19 protein-coding genes are annotated in these 19,541 nt (G+C 59.8%); 11 read left to right on the top strand and 8 right to left on the bottom strand.

The features are described 5' to 3' along the window. Position 1 precedes the first annotated feature (1 nt). From AB5I78_RS28000 to AB5I78_RS27985, 4 genes are all read right to left on the bottom strand, one after another. On the bottom strand, positions 2–448 hold the full coding sequence (locus tag AB5I78_RS28000) for an NfeD family protein (RefSeq protein ID WP_242199742.1): 447 nt from the start codon (positions 446–448) through the stop codon (positions 2–4). A gap of 10 nt (positions 449–458) precedes the next feature. After that, entirely contained in the window at positions 459–1,379 is a 921-nt protein-coding gene (locus tag AB5I78_RS27995; RefSeq protein WP_024077991.1) for an SPFH domain-containing protein, read from the bottom strand. A 77-nt stretch (positions 1,380–1,456) separates the two neighbouring features. Further along, on the bottom strand, positions 1,457–3,148 hold the full coding sequence (locus AB5I78_RS27990) for a GspE/PulE family protein (RefSeq protein WP_369301914.1): 1,692 nt from the start codon (positions 3,146–3,148) through the stop codon (positions 1,457–1,459). Between the two features lie 82 nt (positions 3,149–3,230). After that, positions 3,231–3,569: a hypothetical protein gene (locus AB5I78_RS27985; RefSeq protein ID WP_369301915.1), complete on the bottom strand. Its 339-nt coding sequence runs from the start codon at positions 3,567–3,569 to the stop codon at positions 3,231–3,233. A gap of 127 nt (positions 3,570–3,696) precedes the next feature. On the opposite strand from AB5I78_RS27985, the gene AB5I78_RS27980 reads away from it, so the two are divergent. Next, positions 3,697–4,167 carry an Lrp/AsnC family transcriptional regulator gene (locus AB5I78_RS27980; RefSeq protein ID WP_003195279.1) on the top strand — a complete coding sequence of 157 codons (471 nt, stop codon included), beginning with the start codon at positions 3,697–3,699 and terminating at the stop codon, positions 4,165–4,167. A gap of 51 nt (positions 4,168–4,218) precedes the next feature. Here the strand turns inward: AB5I78_RS27980 and AB5I78_RS27975 are convergent, their stop codons facing one another. Continuing rightward, entirely contained in the window at positions 4,219–5,586 is a 1,368-nt protein-coding gene (locus tag AB5I78_RS27975; protein WP_369301916.1) for an inorganic triphosphatase, read from the bottom strand. 158 nt (positions 5,587–5,744) lie between these two features. Between AB5I78_RS27975 and argE the strand changes: the two genes are divergently transcribed. Together argE and argA are read left to right on the top strand one after the other, a co-directional pair. Then, a complete protein-coding gene (argE, locus tag AB5I78_RS27970; protein ID WP_145157914.1) occupies positions 5,745–6,893 on the top strand; it encodes an acetylornithine deacetylase in 1,149 nt (382 codons plus the stop codon). Positions 6,894–7,026: 133 nt separating this feature from the next. Next, entirely contained in the window at positions 7,027–8,325 is a 1,299-nt protein-coding gene (gene argA / locus AB5I78_RS27965) for an amino-acid N-acetyltransferase (protein WP_119737335.1), read from the top strand. A gap of 131 nt (positions 8,326–8,456) precedes the next feature. Here the strand turns inward: argA and tauA are convergent, their stop codons facing one another. Next, a complete protein-coding gene (gene tauA / locus AB5I78_RS27960; protein WP_369301917.1) occupies positions 8,457–9,443 on the bottom strand; it encodes a taurine ABC transporter substrate-binding protein in 987 nt (328 codons plus the stop codon). A gap of 370 nt (positions 9,444–9,813) precedes the next feature. Between tauA and AB5I78_RS27955 the strand changes: the two genes are divergently transcribed. The 8 genes from AB5I78_RS27955 to AB5I78_RS27920 all read left to right on the top strand — a co-directional run bounded on the left by AB5I78_RS27955 (position 9,814) and on the right by AB5I78_RS27920 (position 17,066). Further along, positions 9,814–11,172 carry an OprD family porin gene (locus AB5I78_RS27955; protein WP_145157909.1) on the top strand — a complete coding sequence of 453 codons (1,359 nt, stop codon included), beginning with the start codon at positions 9,814–9,816 and terminating at the stop codon, positions 11,170–11,172. A 273-nt stretch (positions 11,173–11,445) separates the two neighbouring features. Next, positions 11,446–12,084: a peroxiredoxin gene (locus AB5I78_RS27950; RefSeq protein ID WP_003195267.1), complete on the top strand. Its 639-nt coding sequence runs from the start codon at positions 11,446–11,448 to the stop codon at positions 12,082–12,084. A gap of 316 nt (positions 12,085–12,400) precedes the next feature. Then, positions 12,401–12,994, top strand: coding sequence for an NADPH-dependent FMN reductase (ssuE, locus tag AB5I78_RS27945; protein ID WP_106575754.1), 594 nt, complete (start codon positions 12,401–12,403; stop codon positions 12,992–12,994). Between the two features lie 93 nt (positions 12,995–13,087). Further along, on the top strand, positions 13,088–14,056 hold the full coding sequence (locus AB5I78_RS27940) for a sulfonate ABC transporter substrate-binding protein (protein WP_369301918.1): 969 nt from the start codon (positions 13,088–13,090) through the stop codon (positions 14,054–14,056). A 25-nt stretch (positions 14,057–14,081) separates the two neighbouring features. Beyond that, complete coding sequence (gene ssuD / locus AB5I78_RS27935; protein ID WP_369301919.1) at positions 14,082–15,230, top strand: FMNH2-dependent alkanesulfonate monooxygenase; 1,149 nt, start codon at positions 14,082–14,084, stop codon at positions 15,228–15,230. Positions 15,231–15,239: 9 nt separating this feature from the next. After that, on the top strand, positions 15,240–16,028 hold the full coding sequence (ssuC, locus tag AB5I78_RS27930; RefSeq protein WP_145157904.1) for an aliphatic sulfonate ABC transporter permease SsuC: 789 nt from the start codon (positions 15,240–15,242) through the stop codon (positions 16,026–16,028). Beyond that, entirely contained in the window at positions 16,025–16,831 is an 807-nt protein-coding gene (gene ssuB / locus AB5I78_RS27925) for an aliphatic sulfonates ABC transporter ATP-binding protein (protein ID WP_106575750.1), read from the top strand. Before ssuC ends, ssuB begins: the two co-directional genes overlap by 4 nt. A gap of 19 nt (positions 16,832–16,850) precedes the next feature. After that, positions 16,851–17,066 carry a molybdopterin-binding protein gene (locus tag AB5I78_RS27920; RefSeq protein ID WP_003213899.1) on the top strand — a complete coding sequence of 72 codons (216 nt, stop codon included), beginning with the start codon at positions 16,851–16,853 and terminating at the stop codon, positions 17,064–17,066. Between the two features lie 130 nt (positions 17,067–17,196). On the opposite strand, the gene AB5I78_RS27915 is transcribed toward AB5I78_RS27920, so the two are convergent. Further along, positions 17,197–17,826 (bottom strand): TetR/AcrR family transcriptional regulator, encoded by a 630-nt coding sequence (locus AB5I78_RS27915; protein ID WP_369301920.1) that lies wholly within the window; start codon positions 17,824–17,826, stop codon positions 17,197–17,199. Between the two features lie 259 nt (positions 17,827–18,085). Further along, positions 18,086–19,462 (bottom strand): glutamine synthetase family protein, encoded by a 1,377-nt coding sequence (locus AB5I78_RS27910; RefSeq protein ID WP_145157896.1) that lies wholly within the window; start codon positions 19,460–19,462, stop codon positions 18,086–18,088. Positions 19,463–19,541: the final 79 nt, after the last annotated feature.

Here is a 19,541-nt window from a genome sequence, read left to right as displayed (position 1 = left end):
ACTAAACAGTTTCGACCTGTAAAACCACGCCATCCTGACCAATGACACGTACTTGAGCGCCCACGGGGCTGTCCGGCCCGGTTGCCATCCACACGCCATCGCCGACTTTTATCTTGCCTCGGCCATCGACGATAGCTTGATGCACCACAAAGGTGCGCCCTATCAATTCCGAGCCGCGCATATTCAGCCCCGGCTGATCGCTGACTTTGGCGCTGCTGCGCTGGCGCTTCCACCAGTACACCGCTGTGAGGATCGACAACACGGCGAATAGCAGCAGCTGCCATTCGAGCCCGAGCGGTGGGATCAAAAACTTGATCACGCCCACAGCAGCGGCAGCGATCCCCATCCACAGTAGGTAGCCACCGGCGCCGAATACTTCAAGAATCAACAGCACCGTACCCAGTGCCAACCAATCCCAGAACGACAGATGCTGCAGGAAATCCCACATGGCGATCGCCTCAGCCTTTCTTGTTGTCGAACGTTGCCTTGACGATTTCGCCGATCCCACCCACCGCGCCAATCACCTGGCTGGCTTCCAGCGGCATCAGGATGACTTTGCTGTTGTTGGCCGACGCCAGCTTGCCCAATGCATCGATGTATTTTTGCGCCACGAAGTAATTGATGGCCTGCACGTTACCGGTGGCGATTGCTTCGGACACCACCTGGGTCGCACGGGCCTCTGCTTCTGCCTGGCGTTCACGCGCTTCGGATTCGAGGAAGGCTGCCTGGCGTCCACCTTCGGCTTCAAGGATCTGCGCCTGCTTCTTGCCTTCGGCGGTCAGGATCGCCGATGCCCGCAGGCCTTCGGCCTCCAGGATCTGCGCACGCTTGATCCGCTCGGCTTTCATCTGGCCGGACATGGCGGCCATCAGGTCGGCGGGTGGGCTGATGTCCTTGATCTCGATCCGGGTGATCTTGATGCCCCACGGCGCCGTGGCTTCGTCCACGGTGCGCAGCAGTTTTTCGTTGATGCCGTCACGCTGGCTAAGCATCGCGTCCAGCTCCATGGAGCCGAGCACGGTACGGATATTGGTTTGCAGCAGGTTACGGATGGCATGCTCGAGGTTATTGACCTCGTAGGCGGCCTGGGCGGTGTTGACCACCTGGAAGAAGCACACGGCGTCGATCTGCACGGTGGCGTTGTCGGCGGTGATCACTTCCTGGGGCGGGATATCCAACACGCTTTCCATCACGTTGATCTTGCGACCGATGCGGTCCATGACCGGGATGATGATGTTGAGGCCAGGTTTAAGGGTGTTGGTGTACCGGCCGAAACGCTCGACCGTCCACTGGTAACCCTGAGGCACCACCTTGAAACCCATGAAGAGGATGGCCACGGCCAACCCCACGAAAAGAAGCAGTACGGTTCCGATCTGCATAGCGATTCCCTATCTGATGGTGTCAGTGAAGCGACATGCGGCCGATTGTAACGGTCTGGTCACGGATAAGGACGGTTTCAGCGGGCAACAAGCAAATCATTTGTTTCTGAATCCCCAGGCGTTACCCGTAATACTTCTGCCATCGTTGTCAGCCCGGCATTCACTTTGTCGATGCCGCTCATCCGCAGGCTGCGCATGCCTTGGCTCCGCGATGCGCGACGTAAAGCCTGCACGTCCGCGCCGGGGGTGATCAGCGCCTTGAGCTTCTCGTCCATCACCATGATTTCGTAGAGCCCGGCGCGGCTTCGATAACCGCTATCACGGCAGTCCGCGCAGCCGACCGCTTCATGGGTATTGCCGTGCCCAGTCACCCCACGTTTGCAGTGAGGGCACAAAAGCCGCACCAAGCGCTGCGCCATCACACCTATCAGCGTAGCTTTGATCAAATAATGAGCAATGCCAAGTTCCTGCAAACGGCTGATAGCGCTGGGTGCATCGTTGGTGTGCAGGGTCGATAACACCAGGTGCCCGGTGAGCGCAGCCTGAATGGCCATTTCTGCAGTTTCCTGATCGCGAATCTCACCGATCATGATGATGTCCGGGTCCTGGCGCAGCAGTGCGCGAACACCGCTGGCGAAGGTCAGGTCGATGTTGTGCTGCACCTGCATCTGGTTAAAGGCAGGTTCCACCATCTCTATCGGGTCTTCCACCGTGCACAGGTTGACCTCGCGGGTCGCCAGGTGCTTGAGCGTGGTGTAGAGCGTGCTGGTCTTGCCTGAACCGGTAGGCCCGGTGACCAGGATGATGCCGTTGGCCTGACCGGCCATGGCATTCCAGCGTTGCTGATCATCGGCAGACAAACCCAACTGGTCAAAATCCTTGAGCAAGACGTGCGGGTCGAAAATCCGCATCACCAGTTTTTCGCCAAACGCTGTCGGCAGTGTTGAGAGGCGCAACTCCACTTCGATGCCCGCCGGGCTCTTGGTCTTGACCCGGCCGTCCTGGGGTTTGCGTTTTTCCGCCACATTCATACGGCCCAGACTTTTCAGGCGGCTGACCACCGCCATGGTGACCTGGGGTGGAAACTGATAGACGTCATGCAGCAGCCCGTCGATGCGAAAACGCACGCGGCCCTGGTCGCGACAGGGTTCGATATGGATGTCACTGGCTCGCTGGCCGAAGGCGTACTGCAACAGCCAGTCGACGATGTTGACGATATGCGCGTCATTGGCGTCCGGCTCCTGATCACCGGTGCCGAGGTTGAGCAGTTCGAAGTTGCCAGCCACCGCGACTTTTTGATCGGCACCGCTGACGGACTTGGCCAGCCGGTAGAAGTCACCGATACAGCGCTGAATCTCTCGGGGGTTGGCGACCACGCGCCTGATCGAGCGCTTGAGCACCTGTGCCAAACCGGCCTCCCATCCACGGATATGCGGCTGGGCGCTGGCGACGGTGACGGTCTGCGCATCCACCGCCACCGCGAGGATGGCGTGGCGTTGCGCGAACGCGTGGGACATCAACGGCACCACCGCCGCCACGTCGATCTTCAGCGGGTCGATACGCAGATAAGGTTGCCCGACATGCCCGGCAAGCCATTGAGTCAACGTTTCGAGGCAAGGCCCTTCAGCCGCGATGCTTTCCAACGGATGTCGAGTGGCGGGTGCTTTCGCTGACCTTTGGGCCTCGTCCGCTGTAATCAGCCCCTGCTCGACCAATGCAGGTAAGAGTTGATGCAGTTCCAATCGATGATCGTGCAAGGCGGCGAGCATGAAGAATTCCTGAGTGACGGCGGGCGTAATCTCAGGCTAGCCATCCTCTGAACTCTCACCGCTCAGGGTGTATTGCAGGTTTTTACTGATTGGCTGCCGCCGCCGCTTGAGGCCGCACGGAATCAGCCTGCCACACCTCCAGCGAGCACACGCTGATCAGGTTTCGAATCTTTTCACCGATCACCTGGGCACGGTGCCAGCTCAGGCCGTTCATCACGATATCAATGCTCAGCAGGTCGTCGTCACGGCTCACATTGACCTGTTGCGGCGTCAGGAACTGCAGCGCGAAGTAATTCAGTACCCGGCACAGCAGGTCCGGTTCTGCCTCGGCGGTGATCTGATAATGCGCTTGGCAGTGGGCGCTGTTGACGGCCCATGCATCGAGACGCGTAGCGGGGCAGGTGGTTTCGACGGCGTGCATGCTGACTCTCCAGATTCGACTGGAGAAATTTTTACATTCGCACGCGGAGATTTCTTATCTAAGATGCGCCCTATTGGTGAAAAAACGACTCAAGTAATTCAGGCTTATCGCCTTCATAGGTATTTTTATGCACAGTGAGTTGGACGCCTACGACCGCCGCATTCTGGCCCTGCTGCAAGAGGACGCCTCGCTTTCCAGCGCGCAGATCGCCGAGCAGGTGGGTCTCTCGCAATCGCCATGCTGGCGGCGTATTCAACGACTTAAAGAGGAGGGCGTGATTCGCGGGCAGGTCACGCTGCTGGACCGCAAGAAAATTGGCCTCAACACGCAGATTTTTGCTGAGGTCAAACTCAATGCTCACGGACGGTCCAACTTCACCGAATTCACCGAAGCGATTCGCGGGTTTCCGGAAGTCCTGGAGTGCTATGTGCTGATGGGGGCGGTGGATTTTCTGCTGCGCATCGTTACCTCTGACATCGAGGCGTATGAGCGGTTTTTCTTCGAGAAGCTGTCGATGGTACCGGGGATTCAGGAGGTGAATTCGATTGTGGCCCTGTCGGAGATCAAGTCCACCACCAGCCTGCCAGTGTTGCGCTGACTGTGGGAGCGGGGACAAGCCCGCTCCCACATTTGACCGAGTTGCCTGGTATTACAGACGCAGCAACGTCTTCCATGCACGGTTCTGATACACCGCAATCGCCTGATGCATACGCGCATCCAGCGACTCTTCGGTAATCGGCTGATTAGCCAGCACCGCCAGCTTGTTCAGCTCGCCGTACAAACGGTCCAGTTCCGGAATGTCCACCACCTGACGCGCGTGGTGCAGCCAGGCCTGGATGCGTTCAATGCGCGGCAGCTGCTCGGCCAGGTCTTCCGGTTGTTGCTGGTAACGCGACAGTTGCAGGGCAACGGCGTCGTCAGCCAGCAGGCGCGGCAGCCAGTTGGTGATTTGCGCAGCGCCCTGGCGGTTGCCACGTACGTTGCGGTCGGCGGTCCAGGTGCGGGCCAGCAGCCAGCGCGAGGTGTTCAGCGAGAACAAGCCCCAGCGCACGTCTTGCAGTTCTTCAACAAACTGTTCCGGCGCGGCTTTGCGGATGTCTTCATCGTCGTCACCGGCCTGCACCAGTGGGCGCCAGTCTTCCAGCAATGCATCGAGTGCGCTGCGCAGCTCGCTGGTGGATTGACGCGGGGCGGCCTGACCGAGGCTGCCGATCAGCGCGCGCAGTTCACCGAGGTTTTCGACCCAGTCCTGCAGCAAGCGCCAGTGGCCATTGAAGCGATATTGCTCGGCCAGGCGCTGGCTGCTGCCCAACAGGTGCCACATGATCGCGGCGAAGGCGTCGTCCAGCGGCATTTCGGCGTGGATCTGCGGCGCCGGCAGGCTCAGCGAGTAGCTGCTGGCGTCATACAGACGGTAGCCGCGCTCGGCCTTGCTGATATCGCACGGCATCAGCGCCAGGGTGGCGGCCAGTTCGGCGGCCAGTTCCAGCAGGGCGGCCGGTTCACCTTCGCGCAGTTCCAGTTCCAGCTCGCAGATTTCTTCTTTCTGCTTGCCGACCACGACGTGGCCCAGGTCCAGAGCGGCTTCGATCACGACCTTGGCCTTGCCACGGCCCCAGGCGATTTCGGCACGTTCGCGCACAAAATCGGTGGTGAAAATCGGCTTGAGGATCTTTTTGTCCAACTCGGCCAGTTGCTCGGGCCAGCATTCGCCGTCGAGTTTCTTCACGTCGAGCTTGGCTTTGGGCAGGTCCCAGTTGTACTCGTTGCGTTCCGACAAGCCGGCGACGCTTTGGCCACGGGTCTTGAGGGTCTGGATGATTTCGTCACCGTCCTTGCGCAAACGCAGGGCGACTTTGGCCTGAGCCAGGTCGCGCTCGGGGGTGTCGAAGTATTGGTTCATCAACTCACGGCGTTCCCAGCCACTTTTGTTGCGTTTTTTCAGTAGCGGGTGCTCACGCAGCGCGGCGAGTGTTTCGCGGCTGACGCGGAGCTTGATTTCGGTTTCTTTCTGCATGGCCGGAAAATCCAGGATCGGGAGCGCAGCCGGGGAAAAGAGTGGCTGCCAAGGTCGTGCAGTGTACAGGACTGAGCCCGGCAACGCGCCGCAACGGTTTATTGTGGCGTGCAGATGGTTCTATAGTGGGGCTCATCCGGGAAGTTGAGAGGCCGCGCATGCCGTTACCGTCTATGAAAGAGCAATTCGCCGCATTGATTGCCGCGCCGTCGGTCAGTTGCACCCAAGCGTCTCTCGACCAGACCAACCGCCCGGTGATCGATCTGCTCGCCGGGTGGCTGGGCGACCTGGGTTTCGCCATCGACATCCAGCAAGTCAGCCCGGGCAAGTTCAACCTGCTCGCCAGTTTCGGCAGTGGCCCTGGCGGTCTGGTGCTGGCCGGGCATAGCGATACCGTTCCCTACGACGCCGCGCTGTGGAAAACCGATCCGCTCAAGTTGACGGAAGTTGACGGCCGTTGGGTAGGACTGGGCAGCTGCGACATGAAAGGCTTTTTTGCGCTGATCATCGAAGCCGTGCTGCCGTTGCTGGACCAGCCGTTCAAACAACCGCTGCTGATCCTCGCCACGTGCGATGAAGAAAGCTCGATGTCCGGCGCCCGCGCACTGGCCGAGGCCGGGCGCCCGTTGGGCCGCGCGGCGGTGATCGGCGAACCGACGGGCCTCAAGCCGATCCGCCTGCACAAAGGCGTGATGATGGAACGCATCGACATCCTTGGGCAAAGCGGCCATTCGTCGGACCCAAGCCTGGGCCACAGTGCTCTGGAAGCCATGCACGATGCCATTGGTGAACTGCGCGGCCTGCGGCTGGCCTGGCAGCGCGAGTACCGCAACCCGCAATTCAGCGTGCCGCAGCCGACCATGAACTTCGGTTGCATCCACGGCGGCGACAACCCCAACCGTATCTGCGGCCAATGTTCCCTGGAGTTCGACCTGCGGCCCCTGCCGGGCATGGACCCCAAGGTGCTGCGCGACGCTATCCGGCAAAAGCTCGAACCCCTGGCCGAGCGCCATAAAGTCAAGATCGACTACGCGCCGTTGTTCCCCGAAGTGCCGCCGTTCGAGCAGGCCGAAGATGCCGAGCTGGTGCGGGTGGCGGAACGATTGACCGGTCATCGTGCCGAAGCAGTAGCGTTCGGCACCGAAGCGCCTTATCTTCAGCGCCTTGGTTGTGAAACTCTGGTGCTTGGCCCTGGCGATATTGCCTGCGCCCACCAGCCGGGCGAGTACCTCGAAATGTCACGCTTGACGCCTACAGTGCGTCTATTGCGGGAACTGATCGACCATTACTGCCTGAAACCTGCATAAATTAACCCCTGCCCATTCGTACATAAGGAGAGCGAGCGTGTCGCCAAGCCTGTTCCGACGATAACCATCAGCCCGCTGTGCGCTTTTATGTTTCATCCTTTTTTGGCTGCTTTTTATTACAGGCCCAGGTTTTATGCCCGAATACGTCAATTGGCTTCGTCACGCTTCGCCCTACATCAACGCTCACCGCGACTGCACCTTTGTGGTCATGCTGCCCGGCGATGGTGTGGAACACCCCAACTTCGGCAACATCGTCCACGACCTGGTGCTGCTCCATAGCCTGGGCGTGCGGTTGGTATTGGTTCACGGGTCGCGCCCACAAATCGAAGCGCGCCTTGAAGCGCGTGGCCTCACCCCGGCTTACCACGAAGGCCTGCGCATCACGGATGCCGCGACGCTGGAGTGTGTGATCGACGCGGTCGGCCACCTGCGCATTGCTATCGAAGCACGCCTGTCGATGGACATGGCCTCCTCGCCGATGCAGGGCTCGCGCCTGCGCGTCGCCAGCGGCAACCTGGTTACGGCACGGCCGATCGGCGTGCTTGAAGGCGTGGATTACCACCATACCGGCGAAGTGCGCCGGGTCGACCGCAAGGGCATCAACCGCCTGCTGGACGAGCGCTCCATCGTGCTGCTGTCGCCGTTGGGTTACTCACCGACCGGCGAAATCTTCAACCTGGCCTGCGAAGACGTCGCCACCCGCGCCGCCATCGACCTGGGCGCCGACAAGCTGCTGCTGTTTGGCGCCGATCTGGGCCTGATCGACGAACATGGTCGCCTGGTCCGCGAGCTGCGTCCGCAGCAAGTGCCGGCGCACCTGCAGCGCCTGGGCAGCAACTATCAAGCTGAACTGTTGGACGCCGCCGCCGAAGCGTGCCGGGGCGGAGTAGGGCGCAGCCATATCGTCAGCTACGCCGAAGACGGCGCGTTGCTCACCGAGCTGTTCACCCGGGACGGCGGCGGTACGCTGGTGGCCCAGGAGCAATTCGAACAGGTGCGCGAGGCGGCGATTGAGGATGTGGGCGGTTTGCTCGACCTGATCAGCCCGCTGGAAGAGCAGGGCATTCTGGTGCGGCGTTCGCGGGAAGTGCTGGAGCGTGAGATCGAGCAGTTCAGCGTGGTTGAGCGCGAAGGCATGATCATCGCCTGTGCGGCGCTGTATCAGATCGCGGATTCGGATGCAGGGGAGCTGGCGTGTCTGGCGGTCAACCCGGAGTATCGTCACGGCGCACGCGGCGACGTGTTGCTGGAGCGCATCGAGACCCGTGCGCGGGCGCAGGGTTTGAAGACGCTGTTTGTGCTCACCACGCGAACCGCACACTGGTTCCGCGAGCGCGGGTTTGTGCCGAGCAGCGTCGACCGCCTGCCGTCAGCGCGGGCGTCGCTGTACAACTATCAGCGTAACTCGAAGATTTTCGAGAAGGCTCTGTAAGCCTGATCTTCCTGCCTGATAAAGAGCTGGCTCATGTGGGAGCTGGCTTGCCTGCGATGCAGCCGACTCGGTTTTTCAGATAAACCGAGGTGATGCTATCGCAGGCAAGCCAGCTCCCACATTTGATTACCTTATTGGCTGATGAATTTATCGGTCACAAAGGCCGAGTAGTCCGGCAACACCGTCTCAACCTTCCCCTGTTCCTTCAAAAACTTCGCCGTTTCCCCAATCGCTTTCGCCGTGCCCCCTTTAAGCAGGGCATCGGTTTGTTGCGCCTGGGCGTCCGGGAAGGTGCTGCCGGCCAACAGCTCAGGAATATCGGCCGCATTTGAACCTGTCAGTTTGGCGATTTTCTGCACCGGCTCCGAATCCACTGTCCAGCCGTCTTTATGGGCGGCGTAGTCGGCGAATGCATCCAGCGTGACCTTGGCAAACTTGGCCACTGCGTCAGGATGTTTTTCCGCGAAATCCTTGCGCGCTACCCACACCTCAAATGTCGGCGCCCCCCACTGGCCCACCTGGGCCGCGTCTGTCAGGGTTTTTCCGGTCTTGCGGATTTCTCCCAGCGCCGGTGACCACACGAAGGCGCCGTCGATATCGCCACGTTTCCACGCGGCCGCAATTTCCGCGGGTTGCAGGTTCACTACTTTGACTTGTTTGGTGTCCAGCCCCCAATGTTTCAGCGCGCCGAGCAGGCTGTAATGAGAGGTTGAGACGAAGGGCGTAGCGATGGTTTTACCGATCAGGTCCTGCGGTTTGTCGATGCCACTGCCATTGCGCACAACCAGGGCTTCAGAAGCATTGATCTGCGCCGATACGATAAAGGTCACGATGGGTAGATTGCGTGAAGCCGCCGCTGCGAGGGGGCTGGAACCGAGGTTGCCGATTTGCACATCGCCGGACGCAATCGCGGTTACAACGTCGGGCCCACTGTTGAAACGGCGCCAGGCAATCTTCTCGCCGAGGGCTTTTTCGTAGAGGCCGTCGGCATGTGGGACTTTGCTGGGGTCGATGCCGGTTTGGTAGCCGATGGTTAAATCGGCCGCTTTGACACCAAAAGAAAGTATTAGTGACACAAAAACTGTAACAAATTGACGGGAGGATGTGCCTTTGGCCATGATGGCGTCGCCTTTTTGATCGTGGGTGACGTATGCAACAGTACGGCCACACTAATCGATCTAAAAAAAGGCTGGTAAATACCCTTTAGGAATTAGCTTATGGAGCGGTTGGTCTACGCTGATCGGCTCGCCTCATGGAAAGGCTTATTCCTGGATCGTATGAAAAAGAATGAAACAATTCTTTTTGGGTGTATGAAAAACTCATTACCCTGCAGGGACCAAATTAACTGCGGTTAGACGAAGGTAGTAGACATACAAAGTTACGATTGACTTGGTAGTCACTATCTGGCGCTAATCGCGCATCTGTGGATCCGGGGCGTCAGACCCAGGACCTAAGAAATACAAAAATTAGAAATGAGAGGAGCGGTACATGAAGAAGTCAACATTGGCGTTGGCCGTGGCTGTCGCTGCGATTGCCCAACAGGCAAACTCCGCCGGTTTCATCGATGACAGCAAAGTAACACTGGGTCTGCGTAACTTTTACATCAACACCGACAACCGTGATTTGAAGCCTTCGGCGACCTCGAACACCCGCAGCAAGAACGCTGAATGGGGCCAAGGTTTTGACCTGCGTTTCATCTCCGGCTTCACCGAAGGGACCGTTGGTTTCGGTCTTGACGCTATCGGCCTGTACGGCGTACGTCTGGATTCCAGCCGTGCCGATCACGGTAACTACACTGGCACCGCGTCTGGCGGCACCGTGTTCCCAAGCGATGGCAACAAAGCGGTCAACGATTTCGCCAGCCTGGGTGTGACCGGTAAGGTCAAGGTTTCCCAGACCGTGCTGAAAATCGGCACCCTGCAGCCAAACAACCCGGTTATCAAAACCAACGACGGTCGTCTGCTGCCGCAAACGTTCCAAGGTGGCGAGATCTCCTCGAACGAGATCAAGGACCTGACCCTGACTGCCGGTCAGATCGAGCACTCCAAGGGCCGTAACTCCAGCAACAACGAAGGCCTGTCGCTGGCGGGTGCCAACGGTAGCTCGAACTATGACGCTGGCAACTTCGTTAACAAGTTCTACTACGCTGGTGCTGACTACAAAATCACCAAAGATCTGACCGCTTCGTACTACTACGGCGAGCTGAAAGACTTCTACGCGCAGAACTTCCTGGGCTTGGTCCACAACTGGGCTATCGGTCCTGGCGTGTTGAAAAGTGACCTGCGTTACTACCGCAGCCGCGACAACGGCGCCAACGGCAACGAAGCGGGCTACTACACTTCGGGTTACTACTCGGATCACCCGACCAACGCCACCAAGGTTAAAGGCAAGGTCGACAACGATCTGTACAGCTACCTGGCGTTGTACTCGGTTGCCGGTCACACCTTCGGCGGTGGCTACCAGTACACCAAGGGCGACAGCGACTTCCCTTGGCTGAACCAAGGTGATGGCTCTTCGAACAGCACCACCACCGACATGCAAATCCAGAAGTTTGCCCGTGCTGGCGAACGCACCTGGCAAGCTCGCTACGCGTATGACTTCGCCAAGGTTGGCCTGCCAGGCCTGACTGCTGGTGTTGTCTACCTCAAAGGCAGCAACATCCAGACCACCGCCGGTGATAAAACCGAGTGGGAACGCGACCTGACTCTGGCTTACGTTGTTCCAGAAGGCCCGCTGAAAAACCTCGGCGTCGCCTGGAAAAACGCTATGTGGCGTACCGATCTGGTTAACACCCGTGCCCAGGACGAAAACCGCGTAATCGTTAGCTACAGCTACGCGTTCAAGTAAGAGCGTAAAACCTTGCCCGGCGCAACGCCGGGCAGGGTGCTTTACTTTCAAGTCGGGCTCAACCCCCGCAAGCCCTTCCTGAATCCCTTCTTTGTACAGCGTCTCAAGGCCTTCTCGAACCTTGTGATGGATGTTGATCCTCGGCCTTTCCCGCGTCCAATGAATTGATTTTTAATATTCGTTTATCGTCTAAATAAATCGATATTTATTCTTTTTAAATAATCTTCAATCCATGCACAGTGGGCTCCATAAGCACTCACCAGGAGCCACACCATGAGCCTAAGACTGGGCGACATCGCCCCCGACTTCGAACAGGATTCCAGCGCCGGCAAGATTCGTTTCCACGAATGGTTGGGCGATAGCTGGGGCGTGCTGTTTTCCCATCCGGCGGACTTCACCCCGGTGTGCACCACAGAGCTTGGCTTTACCGCCAAGCTCAAGGACGAATTCGCCAAGCGCGGCGTCAAGGCCATTGCCCTGTCGGTCGACCCGGTGGACTCGCACCACAAGTGGATCGAAGACATCAATGAAACCCAGAACACGGTCGTCAACTTCCCGATCCTCGCCGACGCCGATCGCAAAGTCTCGGACCTGTATGACCTGATCCACCCGAACGCCAGTGACACCCTCACCGTGCGCTCCTTGTTCGTGATCGACCCGAACAAGAAGATCCGCCTGACGATTACCTACCCGGCCAGCACCGGCCGCAACTTCCACGAAATCCTCCGGGTCATCGACTCGCTGCAACTGACCGATAACCACAAGGTGGCCACGCCCGCCAACTGGCAGGACGGTGATGAGGTGGTGATCGTGCCGTCGCTCAAGGATGAGGAAGAGATCAAGAAGCGCTTTCCCAAGGGCTATCGCGCCGTGAAGCCGTACCTGCGCCTTACCCCACAGCCTAACCGCTAACACACAACCCAATGTGGGAGCGGGCTTGCTCGCGAATGCTGACTTTCAGTTGATGCATCTTTGAATGACACACCGCTTTCGCGAGCAAGCCCGCTCCCACATTTGAACGCATTTCCAGTCTCACATAGCAGGGGTTTTCAGGCCGTTTCGACGGCCTTTTTTTTCGCCCCAGGATTTATAAAGTGCATATGCATTTATAGAATAAACAAATGAAAAAATAAGATTTATAGATATATAAATCACCTGATATGGTCTGTCCCATCTTGGCGCCATCGCCACACAGCGAACCGCCGACACTTGCTCAAGGAATACCTGCATGCTGGTCGTAACACTTGGAGGCAGTCCCAGCCAGCGTTCCCGCTCCGGGGTCTTGCTGGAAAAAACCCGTCAGTGGCTGCAAGACAAAGGCGTGGAAGTGGTGAGTTATCAGATACGGGACTTCCCGGCCGAAGACTTGCTGCATGCGCGCTTCGACAGCCCTAAGGTCATCGACCTGCTGCAACAGGTCGCCAACGCCGACGGCCTGGTCATTGCCACGCCGGTGTACAAAGCCTCGTTCTCCGGCGCGCTGAAAACCGTGCTGGATCTGCTGCCCGAACGCGCCCTGGCGCACAAGATCGTATTGCCCATGGCCACGGGCGGCAGCATCGCGCACATGCTGGCGGTGGACTACGCACTGAAGCCCGTGCTGTCGGCCCTCAAGGCCCAGGAATTGCTCCACGGCATTTTTGCCGAGGACAGCCAGATCGCTTATGCCGAAGGCAGCGCCCAGGCGCAGCTGGTGCCCGTGCTTGAACAGCGTTTGCACGAGGCCCTGGAGACGTTCTATAGCGCCATGGCCCGTCGCCCGAAACCGCTGGACCCCAATGTGTTGAATGAACGTTTGTTGAGTGCTCGCTGGAGCATTTAAGCCTCACCGGATTTTGTAGTACTCACCTTACTCAGCCGCCAACGGCCAAGCAGGTGCAGCCAACCCCCTCATCGCATTTTTGGAGAGAGCGCCATGCGCACTGTCATCTTGCGTCGTGGTCTGGTCGCACTGTTTGTTGCGGCTGTGTCCTTCGGCGCCATGGTTCAAGCCCAAGCCGCCGAAACCCTGCGGATCGGCTATCAGAAGTACGGCACGCTGGTGCTGCTCAAAGCCAAGGGCACTCTGGAAAAACGCCTGGCCGCCCAAGGCGTGCAGGTGCAATGGACTGAATTCCCCGGTGGCCCGCAACTGCTCGAAGGCCTGAACGTCGGCTCCATCGACTTCGGCGTCACCGGCGAAACCCCGCCGGTCTTCGCCCAGGCGGCCGGTGCCGATCTGCTCTATGTAGCTTACGAGCCGCCGGCGCCGACCAGCGAAGCGATCCTGGTGCCGAAAGACTCGCCGATCAAATCCGTGGCCGAGCTCAAGGGCAAGAAAATCGTGCTCAATAAAGGCTCCAACGTGCACTACCTGCTGGTGCGTGCGCTGGAAGATGCCGGCCTGAAATACACCGACGTGCAGACCGTGTTCCTGCCGCCCGCCGATGCCCGCGCCGCGTTTGAGCGTGGCAGCGTCGACGCCTGGGTGATCTGGGACCCGTACCAGGCTGCCGCCGAGAAACAACTGCAGGCACGCACCCTGCGTGACGGCACCGGCATCGCCGACAACCACCAGTTCTACCTGGCCACCAAGCCGTATGCCAAGCAGCACCCTGAAGTGATCAAGGCGTTGGTGGAAGAAGTGCGCGCAGTGGGCGAATGGTCCAAGGCCAACCCGCAGGAAGTCACCGAACAAGTCGCACCGCTGCTTGGCCTGCCGGCTGACATCACCCTGACCTCGGTGAAGCGCCAGGGCTACGGCGCGCTGTTCCTGACCCCGGACGTGGTCGCCGCCCAGCAGAAAATCGCCGACAGCTTCTACCAGCTCAAACTGATCCCCAAACCCTTGAACATCAAGGACGTGATCTGGACGCCACCCGCCGCCGTTGCCACAGCGCCGTAATCCGATTTCTTCAGGAGACAACTCCATGAGCCTCAATATTTTCTGGTTCCTGCCTACCCACGGCGACGGCCATTACCTTGGCACTGCCGAAGGCGCTCGCGCCGTCGATCACGGTTATCTGCAGCAAGTGGCCCAGGCCGCTGACCGGCTGGGTTTTGGTGGTGTGCTGATTCCCACCGGCCGCTCCTGCGAAGACTCGTGGCTGGTGGCCGCCTCGCTGATCCCGGTGACTCAGCGTTTGAAATTCCTTGTCGCACTGCGCCCCGGGATCATTTCCCCGACGGTGGCCGCGCGTCAGGCCGCGACTCTGGATCGCCTGTCCGGCGGCCGTGCGCTGTTCAACCTGGTCACCGGTGGTGATCCGGAAGAACTGGCCGGCGACGGCTTGTTCCTCAGCCACGAAGAGCGCTACCAGGCCTCGGTGGAATTCACGCGCATCTGGCGCCGCGTGCTCGAAGGCGAAACCGTGGACTACGACGGCGAGCACATCAGCGTCAAAGGTGCCAAATTGCTCTACCCGCCGATCCAGCAACCGCGTCCGCCGCTGTACTTCGGCGGTTCTTCCGAAGCGGCCCAGGACCTGGCAGCCGAACAGGTTGAAATGGTCCTGACCTGGGGCGAACCACCGGCTGCGGTCGCGGAAAAAATCGAACAGGTGCGCGCCAAGGCCGCGAAGCTCGGGCGCACCGTGCGCTTTGGCATTCGCCTGCATGTGATCGTGCGCGAGACCAACGAGGAAGCATGGAAAGCCGCGGACAAACTGATCTCCCATGTGGATGACGAGACCATCGCCCGTGCCCAGGCTTCTCTCGCACGCTTCGACTCCGTGGGCCAGCAGCGCATGGCCGCCTTGCACGGCGGCAACCGCGACAACCTCGAAGTCAGCCCCAACCTGTGGGCCGGCGTTGGCCTGGTACGCGGCGGCGCAGGCACCGCGCTGGTGGGTGATGGCCCGACCGTCGCGGCACGCGTCAATGAATACGCTGCGCTGGGCATCGACACGTTCATCTTCTCCGGTTATCCACACCTGGAAGAGTCGTATCGGGTTGCCGAACTGCTGTTCCCGCACTTGGATATCGAACGTCCCGAGCTGCCGAAAAGCGCCGGTTACGTCAGCCCGTTCGGCGAGATGGTCGCCAACGACATCCTTCCCAAAGCTGCGTCGCAGAGCTGAGGCGTAGTCATGAACTATGAAAAATTAAGCCATCGTGTCGCGCCTTGGGTGCTGCCGATTCTGTTGCTGGCGGTGTGGCAGTTGTCGGTATCGGCGGGCTGGTTGTCGACGCGCATTCTGCCGGCGCCGAGCGCTGTGATCGAAGCCGGGGTCAACCTGGTGCGTACCGGTGAAATCTGGAAACACCTGGCCATCAGCGGCTGGCGTGCCGGCCTGGGTTTTGTGATCGGTGGCAGCATCGGTCTGGCCCTGGGCTTTATCACCGGCCTGTCGAAATGGGGCGAGCGCCTGCTGGACAGCTCGGTGCAGATGATCCGCAACGTGCCGCACCTGGCACTGATTCCGCTGGTGATCCTGTGGTTCGGCATTGACGAGACCGCGAAGATTTTCCTGGTCGCCCTCGGCACGCTGTTCCCGATTTACCTGAACACCTATCACGGCATCCGCAACGTCGACCCGGCGCTGGTGGAAATGTCGCGCAGCTACGGCTTGTCCGGCTTCAGCCTGTTCCGTCAGGTGATCCTGCCGGGCGCGCTGCCGTCGATCCTGGTGGGCGTGCGCTTCGCCCTGGGCTTTATGTGGTTGACGCTGATCGTGGCGGAAACCATCTCGGCCAGCTCCGGCATCGGTTACCTGGCGATGAATGCGCGTGAATTTCTGCAAACCGACGTGGTGGTGTTGGCCATCGTCATGTACGCCATCCTCGGCAAGCTGGCCGACCTGGCCGCGCGTGGCCTGGAGCGTGTGTGGCTGCGCTGGCACCCGGCCTATCAAGTGAATAAAGGAGGTGCGGCATGACGGCTCAACAACCTCCGCGCCTGCTCAAGGGCATCCCGCTGGCGGTGCGCAAATTGCGCAAGGCCTTTGGTGCGCGGGAAGTACTTAAAGAGATTGATCTGCACATTCCCGCTGGCCAGTTCGTGGCGGTGGTGGGGCGCAGCGGCTGCGGCAAAAGTACCTTGCTGCGCTTGCTGGCTGGCCTGGACAAAGCCAGCGGCGGCGAGCTGCTGGCGGGCTCCGCGCCACTCGGCGATGCGATTGAAGACACGCGGTTGATGTTCCAGGAAGCGCGCCTGCTGCCGTGGAAAAAGATCATCGACAACGTGGGGCTGGGTCTGAAGGGCAACTGGCGTCCCAAGGCGCTTGAAGCGCTGGAAGCGGTAGGCCTGGCCGAGCGTGCCAACGAGTGGCCGGCGGCCTTGTCCGGTGGCCAGAAGCAGCGTGTGGCGCTGGCCCGCGCGTTGATTCACCAGCCGCGCCTGCTGCTGCTGGATGAGCCGCTGGGTGCGCTGGACGCCCTGACCCGTATCGAAATGCAGCAACTGATCGAAAACCTGTGGCAGAAGCACGGCTTCACCGTGTTGCTGGTGACCCACGACGTCAGCGAAGCCGTGGCGATTGCCGACCGGGTGATTCTGATCGAGGACGGCGAGATCGGTCTCGACCTGATCGTCGACCTGCCGCGCCCACGCGCCCGGGGCTCACATCGCCTGGCGGCGCTGGAAGCCGAAGTGCTCAACCGTGTGCTGTCGTTGCCCGGCACGCCGCCGGAACCCGAACCTGTTTCACCGCTGCCTACGCAATTGCGTTGGGCCCAATAACTCATAGAGGAAAACCATCATGACTATCAAAGCCATCAACGTGCGTAACCAGTTCAAAGGCACCATCAAGGAAATCGTCGAAGGCGACGTGCTGTCGGAAATCGACGTACAGACGGCGTCCGGCATCGTGACCTCCGTGATCACTACCCGCTCTGTCAAAGAGCTGGAGTTGGTGATTGGCAGCGAAGTGATTGCCTTTGTTAAGTCCACCGAGGTGTCGATCGCCAAGTTGTGATTGTCGTCGCTCTGGAGGCCGCCTTCGCGAGCAAGCCCGCTCCCACATTTGAATGCATTCCAGCGTTGGAACTCGGTCAAGTGTGGGAGCGGGCTTGCTCGCGAAGAGGCCGGCCCAGTCACCACGAGCCTTACCGCTTGGGTAAATACGCCGGCAAATAAAGCCCCACATACGCATCAAACACCCGCATTCCTTCCTCGGCCATGCGCGGCGTAATCTGCCCGTGCTGATGCACCGAGCGCGCGTAAACGCGGTCGCTCAGTTCCAGCGCCAGGGCAAACACATCCACATCGGTGGGCAACGTCGGCACTTCGAAGTGACGATTGAACACCTCCAGCATCAAATCCCCCAATTCCAGATCATGCTGACGGTCCGCCTGGGTCACTTCGGTCAGCCCGTGCTGGGCCAGGATCAATTGGCGTGCGGCGGCGTCACGGTCGTAGATGCTGAGCATGCGTTGCTCGACGATGCAGGACAGGTCACGCCAATGCTTGAGTGGCTCGTGCTCGATGGGCGCCTGGATCGCCGCCCGAAACGCCGCGTGCACATCGGCGGTCAGGGCTTCCAGCAACGCCGGCACACTGGCAAAGAAGTGGTACACCGACGAGGGTGGAATCTGCGCGCGCTCGGCCACGCTGTAGATCGACAGACTGGCCACGCCTTGGGTCGCCAGCAAGGTGCGGGCGGCGTCGAGGATCGCATCGATCCGGGCCTGGCTGCGGGCGCGGGGTTTGCGAGGAGGGGCGGGGCGGGTAGTCATGGAAGTCTCCTACAAGGCAGAGCGCATTGTACGCAGAGCCAGTGGATGATCCATACCTGGGATGAGGTGGGGGCTGGGGATCAGTCTTGTTGTGGCGAGCAGGCTTGCCCTGCGCTGGGCTGCGAAGCAGCCCCAATAGAAACGCCGAGTTCCTTCAGCAAGAACTCGGCGTCCGGTTTTAGGGCCGCTTCGCAGCCCAACGCAGGGCAAGCCTGCTCGCCACAGAAAGCTTGCCCACCGCATTGAATACCGAAACCGCTTACACGGTATGCAAGTACCAGTTGTACTCAAGGTCGGAGATGGAGTGTTCAAACTCCTCCAGCTCACTTTCCTTACAGGCAACGAAGATATCGATGTACTTGGGATCGATGTACTTGGCCATCACCTCGCTGTCGTCCAACTCGCGCAGGGCATCGCGCAGGTTGTTCGGCAGGCTTTGTTCGTTCTGCTCGTAGCTGTTGCCTTCCACGGGTGCGCTCGGTTCGATCTTGTTGGTCAGACCGTGGTGCACGCCTGCCAGGACCGAAGCCATCAGCAGGTAAGGGTTGGCGTCGGCGCCGGCCACGCGGTGTTCGATACGTACGGCATCGGACGAGCCGGTCGGTACGCGAATCGCCACGGTGCGGTTATCCAGGCCCCAGCACGGCGAGTTCGGCACGTAGAACTGTGCGCCGAAACGACGGTAGGAGTTGACGTTAGGGCACAGGAACGCCATTTGGGCGGGTAGGGTCTCGAGCACACCGCCGATCGCGTGACGCAATGCGGCGTTCTGCTCGGGATCCTCGCTGGCAAAGATGTTCTTGCCGTCCTTGTCCAGGATCGAAATATGTACGTGTAAGCCGTTGCCTGCCTGGCCCGGGTAAGGCTTGGCCATGAAGGTGGTGTCCATCTCATGGTCGTAGGCGATGTTCTTGATCAGGCGCTTGAGCAGTACTGCGTAGTCGCAGGCCTTGATCGGGTCGGCCACGTGGTGCAGGTTCACTTCGAACTGCGCCGGGGCACTTTCCTTGACGATGGCGTCGGCAGGGATGCCTTGCTCTTTGGCCCCTTCCAGAATGTCCTGGAGGCAGTCGACGTATTCGTCGAGGTCGTCGATCAGGTAGACCTGTGTCGAGTGCGGGCGTTTGCCGGAGATCGGCGAGCGGGGCGGTTGGGGGCGGCCGTTCACGTTCTCCTGGTCGATCAGGTAGAACTCAAGCTCGAAGGCGGCGCAGATGGTCAGACCGAGGTCGTCGAATTTGCTGACAACTTGGCGGAGTACTTCGCGAGGATCGGCGAAGAAAGGTTCACCTTCAAGTTCGTGCATGGTCATCAGCAGTTGCGCGGTGGGGCGCTTTTGCCAGGGTTCATTGCACAGGGTGTCGGGGATCGGATAACAGATTCGGTCAGCATCACCGATGTCCAGACCCAGGCCGGTGCTTTCCACCGTCGAGCCGTTGATATCCAGGGCAAATAAAGAGGCAGGCAGGTTAATGCCCTTCTCGTAAACCTTGTGGAGGCTGGTGCGTTCGATGCGCTTGCCGCGCACCACACCATTCATATCCGCAATTAGAAGGTCTACGTACAGAACCTCAGGATGATCCTTAAGGAACGCGTTCGCTTCGTTAAGCTGAACGGCACGCGGGGGTACCGACATGATGCAACACCTTTGTTGTTAAAAATATCAATCATTGATCTTTTCTGGTTTCAGTCAACCCGAACGGCATGCCGAAGTC

Origin of the sequence: Pseudomonas sp. N2-3-1-14, from assembly GCF_041228395.1 — a bacterium.
Classification (GTDB): Bacteria; Pseudomonadota; Gammaproteobacteria; order Pseudomonadales; family Pseudomonadaceae; genus Aquipseudomonas.
This window is presented reverse-complemented; position numbering and strand designations above follow the sequence as displayed.

Excerpts from the sequence above, each read along its gene's own strand:
- ssuB (WP_106575750.1), top strand. The coding sequence starts at position 16,025 with ATGACGGCTCAACAACCTCCGCGCCTGCTCAAGGGCATCCCGCTGGCG.
- ssuC (WP_145157904.1), top strand. The coding sequence starts at position 15,240 with ATGAACTATGAAAAATTAAGCCATCGTGTCGCGCCTTGGGTGCTGCCG.
- AB5I78_RS27995 (WP_024077991.1), bottom strand. The coding sequence starts at position 1,379 with ATGCAGATCGGAACCGTACTGCTTCTTTTCGTGGGGTTGGCCGTGGCC.
- AB5I78_RS27915 (WP_369301920.1), bottom strand. The coding sequence starts at position 17,826 with ATGACTACCCGCCCCGCCCCTCCTCGCAAACCCCGCGCCCGCAGCCAG.
- argA (WP_119737335.1), top strand. The coding sequence starts at position 7,027 with ATGCCCGAATACGTCAATTGGCTTCGTCACGCTTCGCCCTACATCAAC.
- AB5I78_RS27985 (WP_369301915.1), bottom strand. The coding sequence starts at position 3,569 with ATGCACGCCGTCGAAACCACCTGCCCCGCTACGCGTCTCGATGCATGG.
- AB5I78_RS27955 (WP_145157909.1), top strand. The coding sequence starts at position 9,814 with ATGAAGAAGTCAACATTGGCGTTGGCCGTGGCTGTCGCTGCGATTGCC.
- ssuE (WP_106575754.1), top strand. The coding sequence starts at position 12,401 with ATGCTGGTCGTAACACTTGGAGGCAGTCCCAGCCAGCGTTCCCGCTCC.
- AB5I78_RS27950 (WP_003195267.1), top strand. The coding sequence starts at position 11,446 with ATGAGCCTAAGACTGGGCGACATCGCCCCCGACTTCGAACAGGATTCC.
- AB5I78_RS28000 (WP_242199742.1), bottom strand. The coding sequence starts at position 448 with ATGTGGGATTTCCTGCAGCATCTGTCGTTCTGGGATTGGTTGGCACTG.
- AB5I78_RS27910 (WP_145157896.1), bottom strand. The coding sequence starts at position 19,462 with ATGTCGGTACCCCCGCGTGCCGTTCAGCTTAACGAAGCGAACGCGTTC.
- AB5I78_RS27920 (WP_003213899.1), top strand. The coding sequence starts at position 16,851 with ATGACTATCAAAGCCATCAACGTGCGTAACCAGTTCAAAGGCACCATC.
- tauA (WP_369301917.1), bottom strand. The coding sequence starts at position 9,443 with ATGGCCAAAGGCACATCCTCCCGTCAATTTGTTACAGTTTTTGTGTCA.
- AB5I78_RS27940 (WP_369301918.1), top strand. The coding sequence starts at position 13,088 with ATGCGCACTGTCATCTTGCGTCGTGGTCTGGTCGCACTGTTTGTTGCG.
- AB5I78_RS27975 (WP_369301916.1), bottom strand. The coding sequence starts at position 5,586 with ATGCAGAAAGAAACCGAAATCAAGCTCCGCGTCAGCCGCGAAACACTC.
- AB5I78_RS27980 (WP_003195279.1), top strand. The coding sequence starts at position 3,697 with ATGCACAGTGAGTTGGACGCCTACGACCGCCGCATTCTGGCCCTGCTG.
- AB5I78_RS27990 (WP_369301914.1), bottom strand. The coding sequence starts at position 3,148 with ATGCTCGCCGCCTTGCACGATCATCGATTGGAACTGCATCAACTCTTA.
- argE (WP_145157914.1), top strand. The coding sequence starts at position 5,745 with ATGCCGTTACCGTCTATGAAAGAGCAATTCGCCGCATTGATTGCCGCG.
- ssuD (WP_369301919.1), top strand. The coding sequence starts at position 14,082 with ATGAGCCTCAATATTTTCTGGTTCCTGCCTACCCACGGCGACGGCCAT.